The 1,110-nt window shown below is 37.9% G+C and carries 2 protein-coding genes; both read right to left on the bottom strand.

The genetic code is table 11. From position 1 onward, the window contains the following. Positions 1-65: 65 nt before the first annotated feature. A complete protein-coding gene (locus AACT07_RS22310) occupies positions 66-596 on the bottom strand; it encodes a hypothetical protein (RefSeq protein WP_139123945.1) in 531 nt (176 codons plus the stop codon). A gap of 238 nt (positions 597-834) precedes the next feature. Continuing rightward, on the bottom strand, positions 835-1,110 hold a 276-nt coding region (locus AACT07_RS22305), incomplete at its 5' end, for a hypothetical protein (protein ID WP_216093298.1).

The following is a 1,110-nucleotide window of genomic DNA, read 5'->3' as shown; positions in this document are numbered from 1 at the left end:
ACCGCCAGCCATACCAAGGCTTGCTCAAAATGGTGGGTGTCCCAGATTTTCTCTTAAATTGTTTGTTATACGTTTGCTAGATTATGAAGACTTTTAATTCTATCAGGTGAAATAACCTCTGCGTTAGAATTGAAGAAAGTATTAGCACTTTCACCTGCATCTAATTCGGACTCACCATCCACCATCAATTTCAGAAAGAACAAAGCTTTAAATACCTCGTCTCCTCTCGGTTTAGCAGTAAAGGAAACTAGGTATGGTTTTGTAATTTCCTGAAAGCGGAATACCAGTTCTTTATAGTTATTACCGAGTAAAGTTCCTGCAATATCTTCAACCAACTCAGGAGCATCAGTATAGTTATGGTTTGATCCTGGGGCTTGAATAGCAACTACCTTTATGAGGAAGGCAAATGGTCCTTCATCATGATCGCCATTTTTCCCTGACATAGATAAGGAAAAAGGATTACAACCTGATTTTTCTAAACCAGATGCTAATGAAGACAATCTTTGGACTAACTGATCTTTGACTAAACTTTTCGTAAGAATCCCATGTTCGCGAAACGATTTATGGTCTTCAACACGAGTAGCATGAAACCACAATATTTCAAGCTCACTATCAGGTTCACCGAGCTTTTCTCGAGCAGCACGTTCAACATTCTTTTCAAGTGTGTAGTAATCGATTTGTTTGTCATTTTCGACACTTTTGAGAACTTAAATAAGCTCTTCCTCTGTTGTATGGAAAGCATCACAAAGTGACTGTTTTACAGATTCATAAGACGAACAGTCTAAAATCATATCTACCTCTTTCCTCGAAATTCTGATTAAAACGTATAACGCTTCAAGAACCGGTGCAGCTTGCTGCATCCGCGTTACTTGACTTGTTAGCTGCTTCGGTCAAATTTGCTACCCGATAAAATAATGATACATAAAGCAAACGATATTCGCGTGTGACTTTATTGATCGCTTTCGTATGCTCACTACCGGATGAATTACCTGTAAAGTCAACTAATGACAAAGCTTCGGTAATTTTACTATCTAAATTAACGGAAATTTCATAAGCCTTATGGTCTTGTAACACCTGACAAATGACAATTGCCTCAGCTAAGACTTTTTT

The sequence above is a fragment of the Aeromonas sp. ANP5 genome, from assembly GCF_963870295.1.
Taxonomy (GTDB): domain Bacteria; phylum Pseudomonadota; class Gammaproteobacteria; order Enterobacterales; family Aeromonadaceae; genus Aeromonas; species Aeromonas veronii.
Note: the sequence above shows the minus strand (reverse complement) of the source record. Positions and strands in the feature narration are given on the sequence as shown.